18 protein-coding genes are annotated in these 25700 nt (G+C 65.3%); 10 read left to right on the forward strand and 8 right to left on the reverse strand.

The genetic code is table 11. The features are described 5' to 3' along the window. Positions 1-29 precede the first annotated feature (29 nt). From RFM41_RS13890 to RFM41_RS13905, 4 genes are all read left to right on the forward strand, one after another. Entirely contained in the window at positions 30-1313 is a 1284-nt protein-coding gene (locus RFM41_RS13890; RefSeq protein WP_320248897.1) for a CpaE/TadZ family protein, read from the forward strand. A 30-nt stretch (positions 1314-1343) separates the two neighbouring features. Then, positions 1344-2840 carry a TadA family conjugal transfer-associated ATPase gene (locus tag RFM41_RS13895; RefSeq protein WP_320248895.1) on the forward strand — a complete coding sequence of 499 codons (1497 nt, stop codon included), beginning with the start codon at positions 1344-1346 and terminating at the stop codon, positions 2838-2840. A 131-nt stretch (positions 2841-2971) separates the two neighbouring features. Further along, positions 2972-3985: a type II secretion system F family protein gene (locus tag RFM41_RS13900; RefSeq protein ID WP_320248894.1), complete on the forward strand. Its 1014-nt coding sequence runs from the start codon at positions 2972-2974 to the stop codon at positions 3983-3985. Between the two features lie 12 nt (positions 3986-3997). Beyond that, complete coding sequence (locus tag RFM41_RS13905) at positions 3998-5014, forward strand: type II secretion system F family protein (protein WP_320248893.1); 1017 nt, start codon at positions 3998-4000, stop codon at positions 5012-5014. Between the two features lie 94 nt (positions 5015-5108). Here RFM41_RS13905 and RFM41_RS13910 read toward each other — a convergent pair whose 3' ends face one another. Next, the gene (locus RFM41_RS13910) at positions 5109-5936 is read right to left on the reverse strand and encodes a tetratricopeptide repeat protein (RefSeq protein ID WP_320248892.1); all 828 of its coding nucleotides are present in this window, start codon (positions 5934-5936) and stop codon (positions 5109-5111) included. A 124-nt stretch (positions 5937-6060) separates the two neighbouring features. Between RFM41_RS13910 and RFM41_RS13915 the strand changes: the two genes are divergently transcribed. The 5 genes from RFM41_RS13915 to pdeM all read left to right on the forward strand — a co-directional run bounded on the left by RFM41_RS13915 (position 6061) and on the right by pdeM (position 12176). Beyond that, the gene (locus RFM41_RS13915; protein WP_320248891.1) at positions 6061-7425 is read left to right on the forward strand and encodes a leucyl aminopeptidase family protein; all 1365 of its coding nucleotides are present in this window, start codon (positions 6061-6063) and stop codon (positions 7423-7425) included. 125 nt (positions 7426-7550) lie between these two features. Continuing rightward, positions 7551-7901 (forward strand): MarR family winged helix-turn-helix transcriptional regulator, encoded by a 351-nt coding sequence (locus RFM41_RS13920; protein ID WP_320248890.1) that lies wholly within the window; start codon positions 7551-7553, stop codon positions 7899-7901. Between the two features lie 48 nt (positions 7902-7949). Beyond that, complete coding sequence (locus tag RFM41_RS13925; protein WP_320248888.1) at positions 7950-8810, forward strand: C40 family peptidase; 861 nt, start codon at positions 7950-7952, stop codon at positions 8808-8810. Positions 8811-8910: 100 nt separating this feature from the next. Beyond that, a complete protein-coding gene (locus RFM41_RS13930; protein ID WP_320249484.1) occupies positions 8911-11433 on the forward strand; it encodes a ligase-associated DNA damage response DEXH box helicase in 2523 nt (840 codons plus the stop codon). Positions 11434-11459: 26 nt separating this feature from the next. Continuing rightward, complete coding sequence (gene pdeM, locus RFM41_RS13935; RefSeq protein WP_320248886.1) at positions 11460-12176, forward strand: ligase-associated DNA damage response endonuclease PdeM; 717 nt, start codon at positions 11460-11462, stop codon at positions 12174-12176. 3 nt (positions 12177-12179) lie between these two features. Here the strand turns inward: pdeM and RFM41_RS13940 are convergent, their stop codons facing one another. The 3 genes from RFM41_RS13940 to RFM41_RS13950 are packed head-to-tail and all read right to left on the reverse strand — an operon-like array spanning position 12180 to position 16786. After that, on the reverse strand, positions 12180-13118 hold the full coding sequence (locus RFM41_RS13940; RefSeq protein ID WP_320248885.1) for a dimethyl sulfoxide reductase anchor subunit family protein: 939 nt from the start codon (positions 13116-13118) through the stop codon (positions 12180-12182). A 6-nt stretch (positions 13119-13124) separates the two neighbouring features. Continuing rightward, complete coding sequence (locus RFM41_RS13945) at positions 13125-13859, reverse strand: 4Fe-4S dicluster domain-containing protein (RefSeq protein WP_320248884.1); 735 nt, start codon at positions 13857-13859, stop codon at positions 13125-13127. Then, positions 13856-16786, reverse strand: coding sequence for a molybdopterin oxidoreductase family protein (locus tag RFM41_RS13950; RefSeq protein WP_320248882.1), 2931 nt, complete (start codon positions 16784-16786; stop codon positions 13856-13858). Before RFM41_RS13950 ends, RFM41_RS13945 begins: the two co-directional genes overlap by 4 nt. Before the next feature lie 279 nt (positions 16787-17065). On the opposite strand from RFM41_RS13950, the gene RFM41_RS13955 reads away from it, so the two are divergent. Then, positions 17066-17971 (forward strand): LysR substrate-binding domain-containing protein, encoded by a 906-nt coding sequence (locus RFM41_RS13955; RefSeq protein ID WP_320248881.1) that lies wholly within the window; start codon positions 17066-17068, stop codon positions 17969-17971. Here the strand turns inward: RFM41_RS13955 and RFM41_RS13960 are convergent, their stop codons facing one another. The 4 genes from RFM41_RS13960 to RFM41_RS13975 form a co-directional block, all read right to left on the reverse strand. After that, entirely contained in the window at positions 17972-19228 is a 1257-nt protein-coding gene (locus tag RFM41_RS13960) for an Hsp70 family protein (protein WP_320248879.1), read from the reverse strand. A 196-nt stretch (positions 19229-19424) separates the two neighbouring features. Beyond that, a complete protein-coding gene (locus RFM41_RS13965; RefSeq protein WP_320248877.1) occupies positions 19425-20216 on the reverse strand; it encodes a TIGR02186 family protein in 792 nt (263 codons plus the stop codon). Continuing rightward, complete coding sequence (locus RFM41_RS13970; protein WP_320248876.1) at positions 20216-21139, reverse strand: sulfite exporter TauE/SafE family protein; 924 nt, start codon at positions 21137-21139, stop codon at positions 20216-20218. Before RFM41_RS13970 ends, RFM41_RS13965 begins: the two co-directional genes overlap by 1 nt. A 192-nt stretch (positions 21140-21331) precedes the next feature. Continuing rightward, positions 21332-25408: a peptidoglycan-binding protein gene (locus RFM41_RS13975; RefSeq protein ID WP_320248874.1), complete on the reverse strand. Its 4077-nt coding sequence runs from the start codon at positions 25406-25408 to the stop codon at positions 21332-21334. Positions 25409-25700 lie beyond the last annotated feature (292 nt).

Below are 25700 nucleotides of genomic sequence, written 5' to 3' on the forward strand. Positions count from 1 at the left end.
AAGAGAGCAGTCACGGAAAGAGCATGACGATGAGCAATCTTGCCTACGACACGCCCGCGGAAACCGGCGACCTTTCGCAGCAGGACATTGCCGCCATGCAGGCGCTGCGTCCCGTGCCGCGCATTTCGATCCAGGCCTTCTGCGAGACCGAGGGGGTCGCCAATCCCGTCGAGCGCGCCGGCGAGGATCGCCGGATGGCCAAGGCCCATCTCAAGGTCCATATGGGCGGCATCCCGACCGCGATCGAGTTCTACCAGTCCGCGCCGACACCGAACCTGATCCTGCTGGAATCGCGCAGCGAACCACAGCAGTTGCTCGAGCAACTCGGCCAGCTCGCGGAATATTGCGATCCGTCCTCCAAGGTCGTGGTCATCGGCCACTACAATGATGTCGGGCTCTATCGCGAGCTTATCCGGTCGGGCATTTCCGAATATGTCATCGCGCCGGTCTCGATGACCGATATCGTCAGCGTCGTGTCGTCGATTTTCGTCGATCCGGAATCGGAGCCGATCGGCCGCTCGATCGCCTTCATCGGCGCCAAGGGCGGCGTCGGCTCCTCGACCATCGCTCATAATGTCGCCTGGGCGATGTCTTCCCTGTTCAAGTCCGAAGTCGTCATCGCCGATCTCGATCTCGCCTTCGGCACCGCCAATATCAATTTCGATCAGGATCCGGCGCAAGGCATCGCCGAGGCGGTGTTTTCGCCCGAGCGGGTCGACGAGGTCTATCTCGACCGCCTGCTCGCGCAATGCGCCGAGCATCTGTCGCTGCTCGCGGCTCCCTCGACGCTCGAGCGCGTCTATGATTTCGATCCAGAGGCCTTCGCGCAGGTCATCGAGACGGCGCAGCGCAGCGCGCCTTTGCTGGTTCTCGACGTCCCTCACGTCTGGAGCGGGTGGTCGAAGAGCACGCTGATCAAGGCGGATGAGATAGTCATCACGGCCACGCCCGAGCTCGCGAACCTTCGCAACACCAAGAACATGGTGGACATGCTGAAGCGGCTGCGTCCGAACGATCCCCCGCCGAAGCTGATCATCAACCAGGCGGGCGTTCCGAAGCGGCCCGAGATCGCGGCTTCCGATTTCGCCGAACCGCTCGGCATCGCGCCGATGGCGGTGATCAACTTCGAGCCGCTGCTGTTCGGCAATGCCGCCAACAACGGCCGCATGCTCTCCGAGATGGACGCCAAGAGCCCGGTCGTCGCCACCATCAACGAGATAGCGCATGTGCTGACAGGACGCAGCGAAATCAAGGCAAGGAAGAAGGCAGGCCTGGGCTCGATCCTCGGCAAGCTCTCGCGCAACAAGAAGTGACGCCGATTGAGCGGCATCGGGTAGTCGATCATGTTTGGTAAAAGAGGCAAAGACGACGGCAGCCGGGCAACGCCCGAATTCCGTCCGCCGGCACCCGCTCCCGCCGCCGCTCCAACGGGAACGATGACGGTCGAACGGCCGGTCGCGCCGCCGTCCAGCACGCCGGTCGCCGCACCTGCGCGTCGCCCCGTCGAGGCGCCGCCCATGGCGCCGGAGCCGCCAAGAAGGGTCCAGCGCGAGCGCTCGGAGACCTATTACGACACCAAGAGCCAGGTCTTCTCCGCGCTGATCGACACGATCGACCTGTCGCAGCTCGCCAAGCTCGATCCCGAGAGCGCGCGCGAGGAAATCCGCGACATCGTCAACGACATCATCGCGATCAAGAACTTCGCGATGTCGATCTCCGAGCAGGAAGAGCTGCTCGAGGACATCTGCAACGACGTTCTGGGCTATGGACCGCTGGAGCCACTGCTTGCCCGTGACGACATCGCCGACATCATGGTCAACGGCTCCAAGAACGTCTACATCGAAGTCAATGGCCGGGTCGAACAGACTAGCGTCCGTTTCCGCGACAACCAGCAGCTGCTCAACATCTGCCAGCGCATCGTCAGCCAGGTCGGCCGCCGCGTCGATGAATCGAGTCCGATCTGCGACGCGCGCCTGCCCGACGGCTCGCGCGTCAATGTCATTGCGCCGCCGCTGTCGATCGACGGCACCGCGCTCACCATCCGCAAATTCAAGAAGGACAAGCTGACGCTGGACCAGCTGGTCAAGTTCGGCGCCATCTCGCCGCAAGGCGCGGAAATCCTCAAGATCATAGGCCGCGTCCGCTGCAATGTCGTCATTTCGGGCGGCACCGGCTCCGGCAAGACGACGCTGCTCAACTGCCTGACCAACTATATCGACCGCGAGGAGCGCGTCATCACCTGCGAGGATTCGGCGGAACTGCAGCTGCAGCAGCCGCACGTAGTCCGTCTCGAGACCCGGCCGCCCAATCTGGAGGGCGAGGGCGAGGTGACCATGCGCGACCTGGTCAAGAACTGCCTGCGCATGCGGCCTGAGCGGATCATCGTCGGCGAAGTGCGCGGACCGGAAGTGTTCGACCTGCTGCAGGCCATGAACACCGGCCACGACGGCTCGATGGGGACGATCCACTCGAACAGCCCGCGCGAATGCCTCAACCGTATCGAATCGATGATCGCCATGGGCGGCTATTCGCTGCCGCAGCGCACGGTGCGTGAGATCGTCGTCGGCTCGATCGACGTGATCATCCAGGCGGCTCGCCTGCGCGACGGCTCGCGCCGCATCACCCACATCACCGAGGTGGTCGGCATGGAAGGCGATGTCATCATCACCCAGGATCTTGTGCTCTACAACATCAAGGGCGAGGACTCGAGCGGCCGGCTGGTCGGCGAACATGTGTCGACGGGCATCGGCCGCCCGCATTTCTGGGACCGCGCCCGCTATTATGGCGAGGAGCAGCGCCTCGCCAACGCGCTCGAGGCGATGGAGAAACGTGCTGACTAGAGCATTTTGCAGCCAAGTGGAATCACTTGGCGTCGCAGAAATGCGGCTAGAACAAACAGATAGAGCGGGATGCCGACACCTATTTAGCGCATCTCGCTCTAACGCATCTGGAGGTGTAGGGGCCCCGGTCGATGTTCGGAATTGACACCACCGTACTGGCTTTCATCGTGCTCGCCGGCTTCAGCGCCGGCGCGGTGGCCTATGCATTCCTGTTCACGCGCATCGATAACGAGAAGCAGGCCGGCAAGCGGCTTCAGACCATCAAGACAGCTGAAACCGACCGGTCGGTGGTGAAAGCCACGCGCGACCGCGCCGCGGAAGCGGTCAAACGGCGCAAAAGCCTCCAGGACTCGCTCAAGCAGCTCGACGAGAAGCAGAAGACCAACGATCGCAACGTCAAGAAACCGCCGCTGAAGGTTCAGATCCGCCAGGCCGGCATGCAGGTTCCGATCGAGCGCTTCTACATGTATTCGGCCGTCTGCGGCATCGTGCTGACGGCCCTTCTCTTTTTCATCGGCGCGCCTTTGTGGGCACTGCCCGGCGCCCTGCTGGCGGGCGGCCTCGGCCTGCCGCGCTGGTTCGTCTCGTTTCGCCGCACTCGCCGCGTCAAGGCCTTCCTGGAAGAGTTCCCGAACGCGCTCGACATCATCGTGCGCGCGGTCAAGTCCGGCCTGCCGCTCAACGATGCGATCCGCCTGATCGCCAACGAATCGCCCGAACCGGTCCGGTCCGAGTTCCGCCGGATCGTCGATTCCCAGCAGATGGGCATGTCGGTGCCCGACGCCGCCATGCGCATGTCCGAGACCATGCCATGCAGCGAGGCCGGCTTCTTCGGCATCGTCATCCAGATCCAGTCACAGGCCGGCGGCAACCTGTCCGAGGCGCTGGGCAACCTTTCGCGCGTCCTGCGCGACCGCAAGAAGATGAAGGCCAAGGTGGCGGCGCTTTCGATGGAAGCCAAGGCATCCGCCGTCATCATCGGCGCCTTGCCCTTCGTCGTCGCCTTCCTCGTCTATCTGTCGAGCCCGAACTACATCATGCCGCTGTTCACCACCAATGTCGGCAACCTGATCCTCGGCTGCTCGGGCGTGTGGATGTCGATCGGCATCCTGGTGATGCGCAAGATGATGAATTTCGAAGTGTAGGGGGCGGATCCGGTGACAGAACAGGTCGTCAAAACACTTACCGATCCTTCTTTCCTGATCGCGATGCTGGTCGGCATTGCCGTGTTCGCGACCGTCTTCACGCTCATGCCGGCGTTCGGCGGCACGTCGCTCAAGTCGCGCATGAAAAGCGTGGCGCTCGAACGCGACAAATTGCGCGCCGAGCAGCGCGCGCGGCTGGCCAACGACGCCGACCGCCGCCGCAGGGGCCTGCGCGAGGAACAGTCCATCGGCATGCGCAACATCGTCGACCGCCTCGATCTCAGGCGAGCGCTTGCCGATGAAAGCACGATCCAGAAGCTCAAGGTCGCGGGCTTCCGCGGCCAGAACCCGCTGACGCGCTTCCTCTTCTTCCGCCTCGTCCTGCCATTCGTCGGTTTTGCCTTGGCGGCCATCTATCTGTTCGTGCTCGGCGGCCTGCCGCAGCAACCGGCTTTCATCAAGCTGTTCGTCTGCGTCGTTGTCGCTTATGGCGGTTTCTACGCGCCGATCCTCTACGTCAACAACCGCGCGACCAAGCGCAAGCAGTCGATCCAGCTGGCGTGGCCGGACGCGCTCGACCTGATGCTGATCTGCGTGGAGTCCGGCATGTCGGTGGAAGCGGCCTTGCGCAGGGTTGCCGAAGAAGTCGGCGCGCAGTCGGTGGCGCTCGCCGAGGAATTCGTGCTCACCAATGCTGAGTTGTCCTATCTGCAGGATCGCAAGATCGCCTATGAGAACCTGGCAAGCCGCACCGGCCTGGAATCGGTGAAGTCGGTGTCGCAGGCCCTGGTCCAGGCCGAACGCTACGGCACGCCGGTGGCGCACGCGCTGCGCGTGCTTGCCTCGGAAAGCCGCGACATGCGCATGAACGCCGCCGAAAAGAAGGCCGCGGCGCTTCCGCCGAAGCTCACCGTGCCGATGATCCTGTTCTTCCTGCCGGTTCTGTTCGCCATCATTCTGGGTCCGGCCGGCATCCAGGTCAGCCAGCGCGGCATCTTCGGCGACCAGCACAGCTCCTCCAGCCAGTAGGCAGGCCGTTCGCTTCAATCGAAAAAGCCGCGCGGCGCCCGCGCGGCTTTTTTGATTTCAGCGTTGGTCGATGCTTGCCAGCGCCCGGCTGCAATCAGTTCGTGGCGACTTTCGCCTTGTTCTTGTCCTGATCCTTCAACTGGTTCCATGCGTTCTGTTGGGCCAGCATCTGCCGCAGATAGGCGATGTTGGCCTGCGCCTGCTCGGGCGACAGTTCCTGCGAGGCGATCTTCTCTGCCTCGTCGAAGCGGCCCTGCAGCCCGACGACCAGCGCCAGGTTCTGCCGAACCCTGCTGTCGGCGCCAGGCTGCTGCGCGGCCGAGCGCATGTAGGTTTCCGCCGTGCGCAGGTCGCCTTCGAGCACATAGGACATACCGAGATTGGACAGCACCGAAGGCTCGTTCGGCTTCAGTTCCAGCGCTTTGCGATAGTCCTGCCGCGCCTCGTCCTTCTGCCCCATCTGGTCGAGAATGGCGGCTTCCGCCGACACCAGCTTCCAGTCCGGATATTCGGGCGTCTGCGCGCGCCGCACGGCGTCAAGCGCCGGCTCGAACTGGCCGTTGGCGGCAAGCGCCTTGCCATAGGCGGCAAGTACCTCGCGATCCTTGGGATAGGCGATCGCCAGCTTGCGCATCACGGCCAGTGATTGGTCGGCGTCGCCGTCCATCTGCAGCGCCGCCGCGAAATTCATCGCGATGCGCTTGTCGCTCGGATTGCGGGCGTAGGATTGGCCAAGCCTGGACGTGGCGGTACGCAATTCGCTGGACGACATCGTTTCCAGCGGCCTGCTGTCGGAGCGGGAGATGGAGCCGGTGGTGAGCTTGTCGGTGGTGCCGCAACCCGCCACGCTGGCCGCCAGCGCCGCCAGGAAGATCGTGGTGATCATACGCTTGGCTGTAAGGTTCAACGCTTCGGTAGGCATCGGCGCCCGGTCTCCATTCCTGTGCGGCCATTGGCTGGCCGTCTTCCCTCCCGCAGAAATATTCTGTTAACCCTAACGGACCGTTAATAAGCGCCGACTCAACTGTTCGGCCGGAGATCATCACATGCCTGTCGAACTCGTTGAGCAAAAGCCGGAAGCCGCCTTGCCTGTCTATCTGGTGGCGAAGGACGCCCTTGAAGCCGCGGCGCTGCCGCCGCCCGCTGTCGCCTGGGCAAGGGCCAACGGTTTTTCCGGAGAGGCAGGGCGCACGCTGGTCCTGCCGGGCGAGGGCGGCAGCCTTGCCGGCGCATTGTTCGGCACCGGCGATGGCGAAAGCGTTCTTGCCCTCGGCGCGCTCGCAAGGTCGTTGCCGGAGGGCAACTGGCGTTTCGCGTCGGCCCCCGTGCAGCCCGATCTCGCCGCGCTCGCCCTGGCTCTTGGCGGCTATGTCTTCACCCGCTACGGCAAGAAACCCGGCAAGGCCTTGCGCTTTGCGCTTCCGGAAGGCGCAGACGCTACGCATGTCCGCCGCGTCGCCGACAGCGTGTTCCTGACACGCGACCTCGTCAACACGCCGACCAGCGACCTGGGGCCGCTCGAGCTGGAAGAAGCCGCCCGGAAACTCGCGGTCGCCCACGGTGCCGATATCTCCGTGATCCATGGCGACGATCTCCTCGCGCACAACTTCCCGATGATTCACGCGGTCGGCCGGGCCTCGACCGGCGCGCCGCGGCTGATCGACATGAGTTGGGGACCGGGCGATGCGCCGAAGGTGACGCTGGTCGGCAAGGGCGTCTGCTTCGACACCGGCGGCCTCGACATCAAGCCGTCGTCCGGCATGCTCTTGATGAAGAAGGATATGGGCGGCGCCGCCAACGTGCTGGGCCTCGCCTCCATGATCATGGCGGCGAAATTGAATGTGCGGCTGCGCGTGCTGATCCCTGCCGTCGAGAATTCGATCGCCGGCAATGCCTTCCGGCCCGGCGACGTGCTCAGGAGCCGCAAGGGCATCACGGTCGAGATTGGCAACACGGACGCCGAAGGCAGGCTGGTCCTGGCCGACGCGTTGGCGCTGGCCGATGAGGAACAGCCGGCTTTGCTGATCGACATGGCGACGCTGACCGGTGCCGCCCGCGTCGCGCTGGGGCCGGATCTGCCGCCTTTCTACACCGCTGACGAGACGCTTGCCGCCGATCTGGCCGCGGCATCGCTTGCCGTCGAGGATCCGCTGTGGCGCATGCCTTTGTGGCGTCCCTACGACGCTAAGCTTTCCTCAAAGATCGCCGACATCAACAACGTCACCACCGACGGCTTTGCCGGATCGATCACCGCGGCGCTTTTCCTTAAGCGCTTCGTCGAGAAGGCGCACAGCTGGGCGCATCTCGACATCTTCGCCTGGAATCCGGCCGATCGCCCCTACGGACTGACCGGCGGGGAGGCACAGGGAATTCGCGCGCTGGAGCGCGTCATCGCTGGCCGTTTCGGCTAGACCATGATCCCGAACCGGAGGTCAGCGTAGCAAAAAGTGGGGACCGGTTTTCGGACAAGGTCATGGTCCGACCAACAAATCTCCACTGAAACGGAACCGAAACAATTTGCCGGCATGCTTCGCGCATGTCGATCTCGATGCGCCCGAGCCAGGCCTTGCGACTGTGGCAGCAGGTGATGCTGGCCCAGGTGCGCGATGGCGAGCCGGATCTCACCATGCGCCAGACGGCGATCCTGTTCACCATCTATCTCGATCCGCCGCCCCACACGGTGCGCGGGCTTGCAGCAAAACTCAATGTCACCAAGCCGGTCATCACCCGCGCCCTCGACACCATGGGGGCGCTGAAGCTGGTGTCGCGCCACCGCGACGAGCTCGACAAGCGCAACGTGCTGATCCGGCGCACGGTGGAAGGCGCGCTCTTTGTCGAGCGCTTCGGCGATGGTATCGTCGCCAGGGCGCTTGAGCTGCCCATCTGACCTCAACGCCCCATCTGAGTTCATTGCTGATTTGACTGGATTATCGATTTGACCGCCAGGGATGCCCGCCTTCATGCCTTCCGCTCCGACCTTGCCGATGCCAGGCTGAAGGGCGAGGTCGCCGCCGACCGCTTCGTCACCGGCCGGCCGGCGCGGATCACGGCCTCGGTCGCCGACCTGCGCAAGGCGCCGCGCCCGGATGCGGGCGTGAACACGCAGGCTCTGCTCGGCGACGACGTGCTGGTCTTCGAGGACACAGAAGGCTGGGCCTGGGTGCAGGCCGAACGCGACGGCTATGTCGGTTATGTGGCCGACAATCTCCTCGGCGCGCGCGACCATGCGCCGACCCACATCGTCTCCGTGCCGCGCACCTTCCTCTATCCGGGCCCGGATCTGCGCTTTCCGACAAGCGGGCAGCTGTCGATGGGCTCGACCGTGACGGTGACCGGCTCGGCCGAAACGCGCGGCACGCAGTACGCGCTGCTGCCATCCGGCCAGGCGATCATCGCCCGCCATTTGCGGCCGATCGCCGAACTGGCAAAGGATTACGTCACGGTCGCCGAGAGCTTCCTTGGCACGCCCTATCTCTGGGGCGGCGTCTCCGGCTTCGGCATCGACTGTTCCGGCCTCGTGCAGCTTGCGATGCGCATGACCGGCAGGGACGTGCTGCGCGACTCCGACATGCAGGCGGCGTCGATCGGCACGCCGTTCGAGCCGGGCGCGGATTTTGGCGGACTTCAGCGCGGCGATCTCGTCTTCTGGAAGGACCATGTCGCTGTTATGACCGACGAAAAGGACATGATCCACGCCAACGGCCACACCATGCTGGTCTCGCGCGAGGGGCTGAAGGAAGCGGTCGAGCGCATCGGCTATCTCTATGGCGGCCCGACGGGGTTCAGGAGGCCGTAGCGCCAGCTTCCCCTTCTCCCACAAAGTAGAGAAGGAACGCTGATCCCCTTTTGTTCCGATTTTCCTTGGCGATCGCTCGCGCTCGCGCTACCTGTTGCGCGTGACCGAGCAGCCGCGCCTTGCCGAACGGAGTGCCGCCGTCTTGCTGCCTGAGCCATTCGTCAAATGGTTCGGCGAAAAGGGCTGGTCCCCGCGCGCCCATCAATTGGACCTGTTGGCGAAGGCGCAAAGCGGCCAATCGGTGCTGCTGATCGCGCCGACCGGCGCCGGCAAGACGCTGGCCGGCTTCCTGCCGTCGCTGACCGAACTCGCCAACCGTCCCAAGCGCAAGCCGGGCCAGGCGCATCGCGGCATCCACACGCTCTACATCTCGCCGCTCAAGGCTTTAGCCGTCGACATCGAGCGCAATCTCGGCAAGCCGGTCGAGGAGATCGGACTGCCGGTCACCATCGAGACCCGCACCGGCGACACGCCCTCGCACAAGCGCCAGCGGCAGAAACTGGCGCCGCCCGACATATTGCTGACCACGCCGGAGCAGCTCGCGCTGCTGATCGCCTCGAACGACGCCAGGCGTTTCTTCGAGGATTTGCGCTACGTCGTGCTCGACGAATTGCATTCGCTGGTCACGTCGAAGCGCGGGCATCTGCTCGCGCTCGGCCTGGCGCGATTGCGCGCCTTCGTCCCCGGATTGCAGACCATAGGCCTGTCGGCCACCGTGGCTGAGCCGGACGAGTTGCGTCGCTGGCTGGTCGCGCAAAATCCCCCCGGCGACATGGCCGGGCTGATCACCGTCGCCGGCGGCGCCAAGCCCGATATTTCGATCCTCGATTCGCGCGAGCGCGTGCCGTGGTCTGGCCATTCGGCGCGCTATGCCATTCCGGAAATCTATGAGGCGATCAAGGAGCACCAAACCACGCTTCTGTTCGTCAACACGCGCAGCCAAGCCGAGCTTCTGTTCCAGGAGCTTTGGCGGGCCAACGAGGACTCGCTGCCGATAGCTCTGCATCACGGCTCGCTCGATGTCGGCCAGCGCCGCCGCGTCGAGAAGGCGATGGCCGACAATGCGCTGCGCGCCATCGTCGCCACCTCGACGCTCGACCTCGGCATCGACTGGGGCGATGTCGACCTTGTCGTGCATGTCGGCGCGCCGAAGGGGGCGAGCCGCCTGGCGCAGCGCATCGGCCGCGCCAACCACCGCATGGACGAGCCGTCGAAGGCGATCCTGATCCCGGCCAACCGCTTCGAGGTGCTGGAATGCCGCGCCGCGCTGGACGCAAACTATCTCGGCGCACAGGACACGCCGCCTTTGATCAAGGGCGCGCTCGATGTGTTGTCGCAACACGTGCTGGGCGTCGCCTGCGGTGGGCCGTTTGACGCCGACCTTCTGTTCGAGGAGGTGCGCGGCGCTGCCCCGTATGCGGCGCTGGAGCGCGAAACCTTCGACCGCGTCATCGATTTCGTCGCCACCGGCGGCTACGCCCTGAGGAATTACGAGCGCTATGCCCGCATCCGCCGCAACAAGGATGGGCTCTGGCGCATCTCGCATCCGAGCGTGGCGCAGCAATACCGATTGAATGTCGGCACCATCGTCGAAATGCCGGAGCTCAATATCCGCTACGTCCGGCAGGGGCGCGGCATGGCGGGGCGCGGCGGGCCGGTGCTCGGCAAGATCGAGGAGTATTTCGCCGAGACGCTGCGTCCGGGCGACAATTTCCTCTTCGCCGGCAAGGTGCTGCGCTTCGAGGGCATCCGCGAGAACGAATGCGTCGTCTCCAACGGCGCCGGCGCCAACATCATCGTGCCGTCCTATGCCGGCGGCAAATTTCCGCTCTCGACCTATCTGGCGGAGCAGGTGCGCGGCATGCTGGCCGACAGCGACCGCTGGAAGCTCCTGCCCGAACAGGTGGCCGACTGGCTTCGCATCCAGCAGGAAAAATCGGTGCTGCCGAAGCGCGGCGACCTCCTGGTCGAGACCTTTCCGCGCGGCAACCGCCACTACATGGTCGCCTATCCTTTCGAGGGAAGGCTGGCGCATCAGACGCTGGGCATGCTCCTGACACGCCGGCTGGAGCGCGCGCATGCGCGGCCGCTCGGCTTCGTCGCCACCGATTATTCGCTGGCTGTCTGGGCGCTGGACGACATGGCGGCGCTGTTCAAGGCCAGGAAGCCGTCGCTGGGTCAGCTCTTCGATGAAGACATGCTGGGCGACGATCTGGAGGCATGGCTGAACGACAGCTGGATGCTCAAGCGCACCTTCCGCACCTGCGCCGTCATCGCCGGGCTGATCGAGAAACGCTATCCCGGCCAGGAGAAGAGCGGCCGACAGGTGACGGTCTCGGCCGACCTGATCTATGACGTGCTGCGCAGCCATGAGCCGGACCACATCCTGCTGCAGGCGACACGCACCGACGCCTCGGCCGGATTGCTCGATGTCAGCAGACTTGGCGAGATGCTCTCGCGCGTGCGTGGTCGAATCGTGCATAAGCATCTCGACCAGATCTCGCCGCTGGCGGTGCCGGTGATGCTGGAGATCGGCAAGGAATCGGTCAATGGCGGCGCCAACGACACGCTGTTGATGGAGGCCGCCGACTTGGTTGAGGAAGCCATGGGCGGCCGGGCATGACGAGCTGAGAAAGGCCAGGAGAGGGGATGAATTTTTCGCTGTCGCGCGCAACGCTGATCGCCGAGGCCGACCTTGTCGGCATCGCCGGCGAACGCGCGGTCTGCGACAGGCGCGGCGTTCTCTATTTCCCTGATCTTCGCCTCCTCGCCGTCTCCGATCTGCATCTCGAAAAAGGCTCGTCCTTTGCCAAACGCGGCGCGCTGATCCCGCCTTACGATACCGGCGCCACCTTGTTGCAATTGCAGGCGGTCATCGCCGATTACCAGCCGCGGATCGTCGTCAGCCTGGGCGACTCTTTCCACGACGGCGGCGGAGCCGAACGCATGCATTCGAGCTTCCGCGAACGGCTGGAGGCGATGATGGCCGGCCGCGACTGGTTCTGGGTCGCCGGCAATCACGATCCGGAAGCGCCAGCCGACCTGCCGGGCGAGACGGTGCGGGAACTCGCCATCGGCTCGCTGCTCTTTCGCCACGAGCCGTCGAAGTTTCGCGTCGAAGGCGAGATCGCCGGCCATCTTCATCCTTGCGCCCGCATCGTCCAGCGCGGCCGCTCGGTCCGGCGCCGCTGCTTCGCCGGCGATGGCGGCCGCATGATCATGCCGGCATTCGGCGCCTATACCGGCTCGCTCAACGTTCTCGACCGCGCCTACGCCGGCCTGTTCAGGCTGGAAACGCTGGTGGCCTATATGCTCGGCGCCGAACGGATTTTTGCGATCTCCGGCTCGATGCTACGGCCCGGCTGATACTCATTCTCTGCCGTAATAGAGCGTGACCGTATGCTTCGCCTCGGCGAAGAACAGCCAGCGCTCGACCAGCATGCCGGCGAGCTGCGCGAGGGCGGCAAGCACGGATGCGATCGCGCCCAAGGGCCATGGCAAGAGTAACGCGATGGCCAGCAGGATAGCAGGCGCGGCGAAGGCCAGCGCCTGCGTGATCCGCCGCAGCTTGGCGCTGTGCTTGCGGGCGATCCGGAAGCCCATTTCCTTCAGCAGGTAGTTCTCTTCCGTGTGCGGCCATTCGATCGACCGCACCGTGCCGCCGGCGAGGCCCGTCGCCGTGTTGGCGGTGGTCGGGATCTCCAGCCGGTCGTTGTGGCGCCATGTCGCCAGTTTCCAGCTCCAGCCGGCGAGCGTGGCGAGCAGAGCCCAGATCAGCATTGCCGTTGAGCTCAGCTTGAACCCTTGGAGCAAGGCGTTGGCGAGAACGCTTCCGGTCATCGTCGCAAAGATAAGATAAGCCGGCAAAGTATAGCGGCTGTGCCACTGCGCGATCGGTTTCAGCGAGGCGTAGATCATCCCGGTCGTACAGACCGTGGTCACCGCGCCTGCCGCCGCCAGCAGCCCGGCGACCGCCACCCAGCCGCCGCTCCTGCCGAGAAACACCCAGCCGATGCCGAACATACTAGCCGGAATGAAGGTCGCGACCGACGCCACGCCTTCGCGCGACAGCCAGGAACTGCGCCATTGCGAGAAAGCGCGCCAGGCCCGCTCGGGACGGCCGAGATGGCCGGTCGAGGAGAGCAGGCCGGCCACGACGAGACCAAGCGCCAGAGACATGCCGACAACGCCGAGCCAGAAATCGGCCGGGATCACGCCGAGCCCGCCAAGCAGGCCGAGCAGCGCCAGCAGGCCGTAGCCGGCCCCGGTTGCGGTGGTGAAGAAGACGACCGAGAAAGCAGGATGCATGATCGGCTAGTTCGAAAGCATGCGGTCGATCCAGCCGAGGAAACCGCCCTCGGCCCGTATCGGCTCCAGCGCCGGCGCGTCCACCTTGGCGGCACGGCCGGTGCGGGCGCGCGGCGGCAGGTATTTGTTGGTCGGCTTGTAACCGAGTTCCGGCATCAGCGCGACGCCGCCACGTGCCTCGACAAGTTGCGAGATCGCCGAGGCTGGATCGCCGAGATCGCCGAAATGCCGCGCGCTGGTCGGGCAGGCGGCGACGCAGGCCGGCACGCGGTCCTCCTCGGCCAGATTGTCGTTGTAGATGCGGTCGACGCAGAGCGTGCATTTCTTCATCACGCCGACATCCGTGTCGAACTCGCGCGCTCCATAAGGGCAGGCCCAGCTGCACAATTTGCAGCCGATGCATTTGTCCTCGTCGACCAGCACGATGCCGTCCGAGGCGCGTTTGTAGGAGGCGCCGGTCGGGCAGACGGTGACGCAGGCCGGGGTCTCGCAATGCAGGCAGGAGCGCGGGAAGTTCACCGTGCGGCCGCCCAGCTCCGTCGTGTGCTCGTAAGCATGCACGCGGTTGAACCAGACACCATCGACATGCCCGCCATAGGGGTCGATGTCGGTCAGCGGCGCCATATGGCCGCCGGTGTTCCACTCCTTGCAGGCGGTGACGCAGGCCTGGCAGCCGACACAGGTATCGAGGTCGATGACGAGGCCGAGTTTCTTGTCGGTCCGGGCGGGAAGACAGGTCATTCGGCGGCTTCCCTCTTCATGCGAAACGCCGCGCCGAAGCGAAGCACTTCGGGCGAAGCTTCGAAATGTGGCGGCTGGCGGAAACGTTCGAATTGCGGCTCGGTGAAGCCGGCTTCTTCCGGAGCGCATTTGGCGATCCGCACGCGCACGTCGAACCATGCCGCCTGTCCGGTGACCGGGTCTGAATTGGAGTAGCGCTTGCCACCGGCGACGGCCGACGTCTGGTCGCCAATGATATGGTTGAGCAGGAAGCCGCGATTGCTCTCCGCCGCGTCGTCCTTCAGGCCCCAGCTGCCGCGCCGCTTGCCGATGGCGTTCCAGGTCCACACCGTGTCCGGGTTCACGCCGTCGATCAGCTTGATCTGGCCCTTCACCCTTCCGTTGATGCTTTCGATCCACACCCAGTCGTCATCGGCAAGGCCGAGCCCGGCGGCCGTCTGGCGATGCACGAACAGCCGGTTCTGGCTGGTGATCTGCCGCAGCCAGGCATTCTGCGAACCCCAGGAATGGTACATGTGCATCGGCCGCTGCGTCAGCGCATGCAGCGGATATCTTTCGAGGTCGACGACGTCGTCCTCGAAGGGCGCATACCAAAAGGGAAGCGGGTCCATATAGGCCTCGATGCGGCCGCGCTCCGCCTGCGGCGGCTGCACCTTGCCATGGCCACGCGCTGCAAGCCGGAACCGCTGGATCGGCTCCGAGTAAAGCTGGAAGACGATCGGCTCGGCCTTTGGGACAAAACCCATTTCGGCGGCGAAATCGAGATAGGCGCGGTTGCCCATCTTGTAATAGCGCTGGTCGTCGGAGAAATCGTGGTGCCAGAAGCCGCCATTGTCGATGTAGCGCTGCAGCTGGTCCGGATTGACCTCGCCCCTGCCGATCGCGCCGCCATCCTTGCCGCGCCAGCCGGCTAAAGGACCGATGCCGGGCATGCGCTCATGGTTGACGATATAATCGGCATAGTCGCGGTATTTGGCCTCGCCGTCCCCGTCGACGAAGCCGGGCAGTCCGAGCCGCGCGCCGAGCTCGATCAGCACCGACTGGAAGGGACGCACGTCGCGGTCCGGCTGCACCACCGGATGGCGGATGGCGTCGGCGGCTCCGTCGGCGTGGCTGATCGGCCGGTCGAGCAGGCTGATGCAGTCGTGCCGTTCGAGATAGGTGGTGTCGGGCAGCACCAGATCGGCGAACGGCACGGTCTCGGAATAATAGGCGTCGGAATAGATGATGAACGGGATCCTGTAGGCGCCGGCCTCGTCCTTGTCGGTCAGCATGGCAATCGTCTCGACCGTGTTCATCGACGAGTTCCACGCCATGTTCGACATGTACATCATCAGCGTGTCGATCGGATAAGGATCGCCGGCCCAGGCGTTGCGGATCACCGAGTGCATCAGCCCATGCGCCGCCAACGGCGCTTCCCAGGAATAGGCCTTGTCGATGCGGATGGGCCGGCCGGCCTCGTCGACCAGAAGATCGTCCGGGCCGCAGACGAAGCCGAGCGGCATGCCGTCCAGCGGCGTCATCGGCTGGACGCTTTTTCCGCATGGCTTCGGCCCCGGTGGTGCCGGGCGCGGGTAGGGCGGCTTGAAGCGGAAGCCGCCTGGAACGTCCACCGTGCCGAGCAGCACCTGTAAGAGATGGATGGCGCGGCAGGTATGAAATCCGTTGGAATGGGCCGAGATGCCGCGCATGGCGTGCATCGACACTGGCCGCCCCTTGATCGTCTCGTGTCGGCGGCCGGCCCAGTCGGTCCAGGCGATAGGCAGCTCGATCGTCTGTTCGAAGGCGACATGCGCCAGCTCCGCCGCTATGCGCCGGATCGTGTCGGCGGCTACGCCGCATCGCTCCGCTACCGCGTCCGGCGAGTAGGTCCCGTCGAGATAGCGCTCGGCGATGAGTTGGAAGACGGGCACGCAGCGCCGTCCGCCGACGTCATAGCTGCCGGTCAGCGCCGGCCTCGCTTCGGGGTCGGCTGCGTTGACCGGGGTCTTCGCCACCCTGTCCCAGGCAAGCGGATTGCCGTCCACGTCGCGAACGAACAACCCGTCGTCGGCGGATCCAGGTGCCTGCACGACGAGCACAGGCGCGTTGGTGTAGCGCAGCAGGTAGTCGAGATCGACGCGGCCGGCCTTCAGCAATTCGTGGACCAGCGCCAGCACGAACAGGCCGTCCGTGCCCGGCCGGATGCCGATCCAGTCGTCGGCGATGGCGTTGTAGCCGGTGCGGCACGGATTGATCGAAACCACCTTGGCGCCGCGCGCCTTGAGCTTGCCAAGGCCGATCTTGATCGGGTTGGAATCGTGGTCCTCGGCGACACCGAACAGCATGAAGTATCTGGTGTTGTCCCAGTCGGGCTCGCCGAACTCCCAGAACGAGCCGCCGATCGTGTAGAGCCCGCCCGCCGCCATGTTGACGGAGCAGAAGCCGCCATGCGCGGCGAAATTGGGCGTGCCGAATTTCGACGCCCACCAGCCGGTCAGCGATTGCGACTGGTCGCGCCCGGTGAAGAAGGCGAGCTTTTTCGGATCGGTGCGCCGGATTGCCGACAGCCGCTCGGTTGCTATCGTGAGAGCTTCCTCCCACTCGATCTCGTGGAATTCGCCCAAGCCGCGCGGCCCGGTCCTCAGCAGCGGTTTCCTCAGCCGCGCCGGGCTGTAATGCTGCATGATGCCGGAGCTGCCCTTGCCGCAGATCACGCCGCGGTTCACCGGATGGTCCTTGTTGCCGTTGATGTAGCGGACCTTGCCGTCCTTGATATGGACGTCGATGCCGCAGCGGCAGGCACACATGTAGCAGGTGGTCTTGGCGATGCGGTCGGACACACTTGGCGAGGTCTCGACGCCGTCGCCTTCGTCCGGCGCCCGGCTGTCGGCCAGCGGCCGCTGCGAAGGCGCGGAGTTGGCGCCGCGCGGCGCGGCTTTGCTCATGATCCCCGAACGCTCTTGCCGCTCGCCATCTTGGCCTTCGTCTTGGGTCCCGGGCCGCGCATGTAATGAAGCTCGGGATGATAACGCTCACCGGCAAGCTGCCGCTTCAGCCGACGGCCCCAATGCGCGAATAGGGATTTGAAGCGCCCTACCATTTCCCACTCTTGGCCTATGACGACCAATTTTTTCCAACTTCAGGCGAAAACCTAGAACAAAGCAATTGATCCGTCTAACAAGCGGCTCTTGTAATTCCGATCGATTTTGCTTCTTAGTTACGCCATGACCCTCGACCAGTTGCGCATCTTCGTCGCCGTCGCCGAGCACGGCCATATGACCAAGGCCGCCGAGCGGCTCGGCATCTCGCAGTCGGCGGCGTCGGCGGCCATCCGCGCGCTCGAAAGCCAACACGGCGTGCGCCTGTTCAACCGGGTCGGCCGCAACATCGAATTGGCCCAGACCGGCCATCGCTTCCTGCCGGAGGCGAAGGCGGTTCTGGATCGTGCCGCCGCTGCCCGCGGCGTGCTGGAGGATGTCTCCCAGACCGTCGCCGGCAGCCTGTCGATCGCGGCCAGCCAGACCATCGCCAGCTACTGGCTGCCGCGTCGCCTGGCTGCCTTCCATGAGGCTTATCCCGCCGTGAAGTTGAGCGTGACGATCGGCAACACCAGGCAGGTCGAGACCAATGTGCTGGACGGCCGCGCCGATTTCGGCCTGGTCGAGGGCCGCACCGAGTCCGACATCCTGCGCCGCGCCACGGTCGACGAGGACCGCCCGATGTTGGTGGTGGCGCGCTCGCATCCCGAAATCCCGATGACGCGGGCGGGAAACCTCGACATCAGAGCGTTGCGCTGGATCATCAGGGAAGGCGGCTCGGGCACGCGCGAGGCGCTGGAGGATTTCGCGCACAGCCAGGGGGTTCCGCCGGCGGAGCTGCAGATATTCCTCGTCCTCCCCAGCAACGAGGCCGTGCGTCAGGCGGTCGAGGCCGGCGCGGGCGCCACGATCATCTCGGAGCTCGTCGTCGCGCGCTCCCTGGCGGAGGGCAGCCTCAGGGCCGTGCCGGTCGAATTGCCGAAGCGCGACTTCGCCATGATCACGCACCGCGACCGCCAGGCGAGCCTCGCCCAGATGGCGCTGAAGGCGCATCTCACCGGCAAGGTGGACGCGCCGGCAAGGGCGGAATAATCAGGCGTATTTACGCTGCGCGTCGAGCGCCAGCCCAAGGCCGACCGAGCCGAACATGTCGCCTTCGATGACGGAGGCCTGCGGCACCAGCGACAGGATCCGCCGCTTCGCCAGCGGGATCGCGGTCGAACCGCCGGTGAGGAACACGGCGGTGATGGCGGAGGCGTCAATACCGGCGTCAGCGATCGTCTGCTCAACCGTCGCGGTCACGCGTTCGATGTCGCCGCCGATCGTCTCCTCGAGGCCGGCGCGCGTGATCTCGGCCGCGAAGCGCGCGCCGGGCAACAACACTTTCACCTCGGCTGAGGATTGGTCGGTCAGCGCGATCTTGGCCCTCTCGACCAGGCCCGCCATCGCATGGCCGTAGCGATGCTCGACGACGTGGATGAAGCGATCGACGAGATCGGCCCGCTCGGCCTCGTAGCGGATCTGCCGCAGGTCGTTCATGGCCTTGGCCGTGTAGACGAGGTTGATGCGCTGCCAGGTCGCCAGGTCGATGAAATAGGCCGCGGGCAGGTTGCGCTTGTGATCCTTGGTCCGCGTCAGATAGCCGAGCTCGGGCATGACATGGGCGATGCTGAGCAGCCGGTCGAAGTCGGTGCCGCCGATATGGATGCCGCGATTGGCGAGGATGTCGGCCTTGCGGTCGGTTGAACGGGCGCGTTCCGGCGAGACCCGCACGATCGAGAAGTCGGAGGTGCCGCCGCCCATGTCGACGATCAGCGCCAGTTCCTCGCGGGCGACCTTCTGCTCGTAATCGAGCGCCGCCGCGATCGGCTCGAACTGGAAGGCGATATGCTTGAAGCCCTGGGCGCGCGCCGCCTTTTCCAACTCGCCCTGCGCCTTCGCATCGGCGGCCGCATCGTCGTCGACGAATTGCACCGGCCGGCCGAGCACCACGTTCTCGACCGGGCCGCCCGTGTCTTCTTCCAGTCGCTTCTTGAGATGCTCGATGAACATCCCGACGATATCGATGAAGCCGATCTGGCGCGCCTTGATGCGTGTCTTCTCGTTGGCTAGCGAGCTGCCGAGAACGCTCTTCAGCGAGCGCATCAACCGGCCTTCGATGCTATCGGTATAGTCGCTGATCGCGCGGCGGCCGAAATAGGTGTAGCCGTCCTCGAAATTGAAGAACACGGCGCTGGGCAGGGTGGGTTGCTCACCTTCCAGCACCACCAGCCGCGCCCGGCCGTCGCGGATCACGCCCACGGTGGAATTGGACGTGCCGAAATCGATGCCGCCGAATGCCGATCGCATCGCAGCCTCCTGTCGTTGTCTTCATAGCGGCAAGCCGACGCATTGCGCGCCGTCATCCGAAAGGCCGGACCGCTCTATCGAAATTGAATGTGTTGCTTGTCCCTAGGGCTGGGAGGCGGCGATGTACCGCAAAACCCGGAAAAGGGAAACCCTCTTTTCACGGGAAAATGGGTCTTCCCATTTTTCCCGCAGGGGATCAATCCTTGCGGAAAATGAGCCGGCCCAGCCAGCCGGTCAGCATGGCGAGCGACACGGCGAACACGCCATAGAGGAACGAATAGTCGTGCGCGACGCGGAAGACCGACTGCTCGAAACCGGACTTGCGGATTTCGAGCTGGGCCGAGCTTTCCTTGACGAACATGCCGCTCTTGAACAGGAACGCGCGGGCCTTATGGGTGCCGACCGGCACGTTGGGCGCAAGGCGCACGGTGGCGCGAAACAGGTTCTGTGACAGGAACTGCACGCCGCCGACATTCTCGCTGTAGAGGCCCGTCGCCGCCTTGCGCTCGCGAAGTGCGGCGGTGAATTCCTCGATGGTTGCCGGGTTGTCGGTCTCATCGGCGGGCTTCATGTAGAGGTTCTGTGCCCCGAGCGAGAGCTGCTTGTACTTGGCAGGCTCGGCAATGTCCTGCAGCGGCCGCGTCGTCGCGACGGAATAGGAGACCGGCACGTTCTCGAACGTCTCCGAGTCGAGGTTGACCCAGACACCGAGGACACGGTCCTTGCGCCGGACCACGACCGGGCGCGGCGGCCCTTCGAGCACGACGACCACGTCGTAGCGCCCCTGGCGCGCAATCAGCGGGTCGGGGTTTTCCAGCGATCCGAAGATGGTGAGGTCGGCCCCGGAGAAACCCGCCGTGATGGAGATGGCGTCGGTCGATAGCCCGATCTGGATGTTTTCGGCGGGCGGCGTCTGCGCCGTTGCCGGGGAAAGGACAAGGAGCATCGACAACGGGATGGCGGCTGCAAATGCTCTAGGTCCCGCCATCAGTTGAGGCCCGCGACGGAAAGCGAATACGGATTCGGCGGCGTCGCGAAGAGATCGACGGCAAGGCGGATGGCGACGGCCAGCACCAGCATTGCCAAAAGCGCGCGCAGCTGTTCGCCGCGCAGCCTCTGGCCGGCCTTGGCGCCATATTGCGCGCCGGCGACGCCGCCGGCCATCAGCAGGAACGCCAGGATCACGTCGACCGTCTGGTTGGTCGTGGCATGCACCAAGGTGGTGTAGGCCGAGGTGAAGATGATCTGGAACAGCGAGGTGCCGATGACGACATTGGTCGGCACCTTGAGCAGGTAGATCAGCGCCGGCACCATGATGAAGCCGCCGCCGACGCCCATGATCGACGACAGGAAGCCGATCGCCGCGCCCAGCCCGAGCACCGGGATGACGCTGACGAACAGCTTCGAGGCGCGGAAGCGCATCTTGAACGGCAGCCGGTGGATCCAATTGTGCTGGCCGGATTTCTTCAAGACTGGCGCAGCACCACTGCGGCTCGCGCGCAGCGCGTTGACGCTTTCCACCAGCATCAACCCGCCGACCGTGCCGAGCAGCGCGACATAGAGCAGCGAGATGAAGAGGTCGAGCTGGCCGAGCCGGCGCAACAGCGCGAAGACGTAGATACCAGCCGTCGAGCCGACGATGCCGCCCGCCAGGAGCACGCCGCCCAGCTTGAAGTCGAGTGTGCCGCGCTTGAAGTGCGACAGCGCGCCGGAGAAGGAGGAGGCGATGACCTGGTTGGCGCCGGTGGCGACCGCGATCGCCGGCGGGATGTTATAGAAGATCAGGAGCGGCGTGATCAGGAAGCCGCCGCCGACCCCGAACATGCCCGACAAGAAGCCCACCGCCGCGCCCATTGCCAGCAGCACGAAGACGTTGACGGAAATTTCCGCGATCGGGAGATAGATGCCCACCCGTCTGTCTCGATCAGTTTGTCTGTCGGCGCATAGTGCCGTCCCTGGACACTAAAGCACCGAAAAGCCAATTTTTTATTGCGCCGGCGCGGCGGCGGGTTCAAAACACGCCGCAGCGCCGAAACAAAAACCATCTCAATCAGTTAACAGGCAAATGTGTGGCAGGGCATCGCGTATGCGACGCCCCTGCCGTTATTTCTTCGCCAGAAGCGCCTTGACGAGCGGCGCGTCGACCTCGCCCGTCGGCTTCATCTTGTTGTCGGTCTGGAAGGCCATGATGGCGTTCTTGGTCTTGCCGCCCATCACGCCGTCGGCGCCGCCGGCATCGTAGCCGTTCTTGTTGAGGATCAGCTGGATGTTCTTCACCGCCTTCTTCATGTCGATGCTGGCGGTGGTCTGTGGCGTGCTGTCCTGCCAGGACTCCGGAATGTCGGCCGAGTTGGCGGCCGCGTTGAGCGGCTTGGCCTTCCACAATTCCGTGGCGGCCCGCGCCCGCTCGAGCTGCTCGGGCCTGAGCGCATTGGCGATCTCGTCGCGCTTGGCGGCGGCGTCCTTGTCGCCGGTCTTGGCGACGAGCGCGAACCATTTGTAGGATTCCTCCAGGTTCTGCTTCATGCCGACGCCCTTGGCGGCCAGGATGCCGAGGTTGAACTGGCTGTCCTTGACGCCTAGGTCGGCGGCTTCCTGGAACCAGTGCGTCGCCGATTCATTGTCAGTCACGCCGTCCGCCGCCATGGCGAACAGCACCGCAAGATTGTGCATGGCGCTGGCGTTGCCCTGCTCGGCGGCGAGCTGGTAGTAGGTCTTGGCCTTCTTGATGTCGCGCGCGACGCCGATGCCTTTTTCGTAGAAATTGCCGATGCGATATTCGGCCGGCGCGAAGCCGAGCTCGGCCGACTGCTCATACCATTTGGCGGCTGCCTTCATGTCTTCCTTGACGCCGCGCGATTCCGCGTAGCGCGAGCCGACCTCGAACAGCGCCTTGGCGTCGCCGCCCGCGGCTGCGTCATGCAGCGCCACCGGACCGATTTCGGTAGGAATGTCGAATTTGGCCGCAGCCGCCTGGCTTGCCGCGGGCGGTACGGCGCCTGTCGTGTCGGCGGAGGTAGCGGCCGGCGCGCCGGCTGGGGTGCTCTCGGCTGCGGGGTTAGCTGTCTCCGGGGCCTTGGCCTTCGGCTGCGTGGCGCCATCCGTGTCCGTCGCGGTGGCGGCTGAGGCAGGCCCGGACGGCATCGCCGAGGCCATCGGAGCCGGCGCGGGCTCTGCAGGCGCAGCAAGCGTCACCGGCGCGGGCGCCGGTTCGGCCGGCATGGCGGCTTTTTCGGGACTTGCAGGGATGGAAGCGGCCGGTGCCGTGTCCTTTGTGGGCTCGGCCTGCCTGACGGGGCGGGCCGGGGCGCTTTCGACATGCGCGGCGTCCGTCTCGACCTTTTGCGTGTCAGCCTTCGGTGCGGCTGCGGCATCGAGCGAAGCCGTATCGGCCGTCTGCGTGGAGACGACCGGCGCAGGCTGGTTGTTGGCCGTTTCGACGGGATCGGACAGGAAGGCCTTGCCCAACTGCAGGCCGGCCAGCGCCATCATGATCGCGGCGGCAGCCATCAGGATCGGCTTGCGCCGCGCCTTGAGCAGGTCGCCTATCCTCAGCGCCTTCACCGGGCCTGTCATGGTGGATTGCCGCTTCAGCGTGTCGGCTTCCGCCGCCGCGGCCTGGGCCGCGCGGCGGGCCGCGGCGATGAAATCGGACTTCGCGGCGTCGCTCTCGGTGCGCCGGGCCGGCTGGCCGCCGCGCTCGTCGCGCACGCGCTTCATGATGGCGTTGAGGTCGGGTGCGCCGGACCCAGGTTCCAAGGGCCGGTTGGCGGCTCTGGGGTCGAGCGGCTCGTCGATGTCGACGCTTGGCACGTCGGCAACCGGTGCCGAGCCGGCAAGCGGCTGCGTGTCTGCTTCCTTCTTGCCCTTGAAGGCGCGGGCAAGGCCGCTGAACATCGATTTCCTGCGGCCGGCCGCGTCACTCTTGTCGCCGATCGCATCCGGCCCGAGCGCTGCCATGGCCGCTGCTGCCGCGGCTTCCGCGGGTGTGCGCGGCGCATCTGGCTCATCGCGCATGATCGCCGCGGCGCGGCCTTCAAGGCTGGCCATGTCTCCCGTGAGCGGCAGCGGCTGGTCGATATCCATCGAAGGCGCGTCCTGCACCGCGATCTTGCGGCCGCGCTTACCGACCGGTTGCGGGTCGACCAGCTCGCTCACCGCTTCGCTGGTCTCGCCCGATTCCAGCGAGCCCAGCCGATCGACGATCTTCAGCAGCGTGTCGTGGATCGCCTCGAATGTCCGCGAGTTGCGCTCGTCGGAGCGGCGGGTGAGCGCTTCGAGCGTCTTCAGGTCCTGGGCGAGGCCGGCCACCGCCGTCGCGTTGGTCTGAGCCGTGCTGGACGTCGAGTCGGCAAGCGATTTGACAGCGCTCTCGGCCGCTTCGCGCGCCACGCTCAGGATGGAATCGCGTGTGCCGGCCAGCGACCTCTCGATCTCGTTGAGGCGCGGGCTGATGTCTTCGAATTCGGGCAGCGGCGTGCCGGGCTTGGAAAGATGCGCCGACAGTCCGGCAACCTGTGCTTCAAGGCTCCGGATCAGCGCCGGATCGATGCCCGCGACCTGCTGCGAGGACATTTCCAGCCGGCTGGAAATGTCCTCGAGCCGGCTTTCCAGCCCGCGGATCGCCATCTCGTTGGCGGGATCGGGGATGCGCGTCTCAATGCGCTTGGCAAGTGCGGTGAAGCGGGCGTCGATCGCTTCCATGATGCCGGCGCTCTCGTCCTGGCGCATGCGCTGGTCGAGCCTGTCCGCGACCTCGTCCAGCCGCCGCTCGAGATCGCGAAACAGGCTATTGCCCTGTTCGATCGCATCGCCCTGGCGGCGCTCAAGCAGCATCGAGAGCGCGTCGAAGCGCTGCTCCAGGCCCTGGAAGATCTGGTCGGCGTCGGGCATGGCCGGCGCGCGGTCCATCTTCTCCGTGATGGAAGCGATCTGCTTGCCCAGCCGCTCCATGGCCTGTTCGGGCAGGTCGGCGCGACCGGCCAGCTGGTCCACGCGGCTGGTGAGAAGGTTGAGGTGGTCGAGGACTTCCGCTCCCGGCCGCGACTGCGCGACCTCTTCGATCTGCACCGCCAGGGAGGCCATGCGCTTCTCGATCCGCCCGAAGGTTTCGGGATCGAAGGCATTGGCCTGCGCGGCCACTGTCGAGGCGACGATGGCGCGGGAAATCTCGTCCAGCCGCTCGTCGATCATGGCGAGCGTTTCGCCGCCGCGCGCGGTCTGCTGGCCGGCGAAACGGTCGACCGCGCCGGCAAGCGTGCGCACCTTTTCCTCCAGCGAGCGCAGCGAAAGCGATTCCGGCAGGTTGTTGACGGCGCTGCTGATCTGCTCGAGCCGGTCTGTCAGCGCCGAAAGGCTCGGACCTTCCGCGCGCTTGCGCTGGTCGGCGTCGACGCGGTCCTCGAAAGCGCTCCAGCGGCGATCGAAATCGTCCCAGCGGCGGTCGACCCTCTGCACGCTTTCCTCACGCGCCAGCGTGTCGAGCGCGCCTTTCACCTGCTCCAGCTCCAGCCGCAGCAGGTTGACGCTCCGGTCGTCGCTTTTTTCGGCAAGCGTCTGGATGGCGCCCGAAAGCCGTTCGAACTCCAGGCCGAGCTCGGCGCTGCTCTTATCGGGCATGCCGTTCGCGCCGCGCTGGCTGTTGGCCTGCATGGCGCGGTCGATGTCCTGGCGGAACGCCTCGAATTCGCGCTGCAGGCCGGCGGTCATCTGATGGCGCAGCTCCTCGCGCAGCCCGCGCAGTTCGACGGCGATCTTGCCGACCATGGCGACGCTGTCTTCCTGGCCGCGCACCCGGTCGATGTCACGCGCGATCGCCTGATAGTTCTGCCCGAAGGCGGGCGCGGCGCCGGGCGCCGGATTTTGCGGAGCGCGCGTTTGCGGCCGCTGATTCTGCGCGCCGGGATTCTGCGCCGCCGGGTTTTGTGGCGGCCGGTCCAAAGGTCTTTGCGCGGCATAGGTATCTTCGTACCAGCGCGGCTGGCCGTAAGGCTGCGTGCTTGGGTAACGCGGCTCGACCGGCGGCCGCCGCAGGTCGGGGCGGTCGGGCATGTCGGCGCGCGTCCGGTCCAGCCGCTGCTCCAGCGTTTCGAGCGAGCGGTTCAGGTCTTCGAGCGATGCGTGCGGCCGGCGCTGCCTGCCGGCATTGAGTGTATCGAGATAGGACCGCTTGCTGTTCATCGATGCGCCCGTGTTCAGAATGGCCGGCCAGAGGCCGGTTTCCAGTAGCCTGCCGGGAACGAAGCGAGCCGAGCGGTTTTGCTGCGGAGGAAGACAAGCCTTCCCGGGCTTTCACCCGCGCTTCGAAAAACCGTGAAAAATTCGCTACAGGATAAACACGGGTGACCGACATGCGCACATTTCGCCCAACGTGGTAAACAAGGCGTTAACCAAGCTTAAGAAGTCGCGCATAAATCATGTGCCGGCGTCCGGGTGCGGCATAAAGTTCCGGTTCGACAACGCCCTTGCGTCA

Origin of the sequence: Mesorhizobium vachelliae (assembly GCF_033977325.1) — a bacterium.
Classification (GTDB): Bacteria; Pseudomonadota; Alphaproteobacteria; order Rhizobiales; family Rhizobiaceae; genus Mesorhizobium; species Mesorhizobium vachelliae.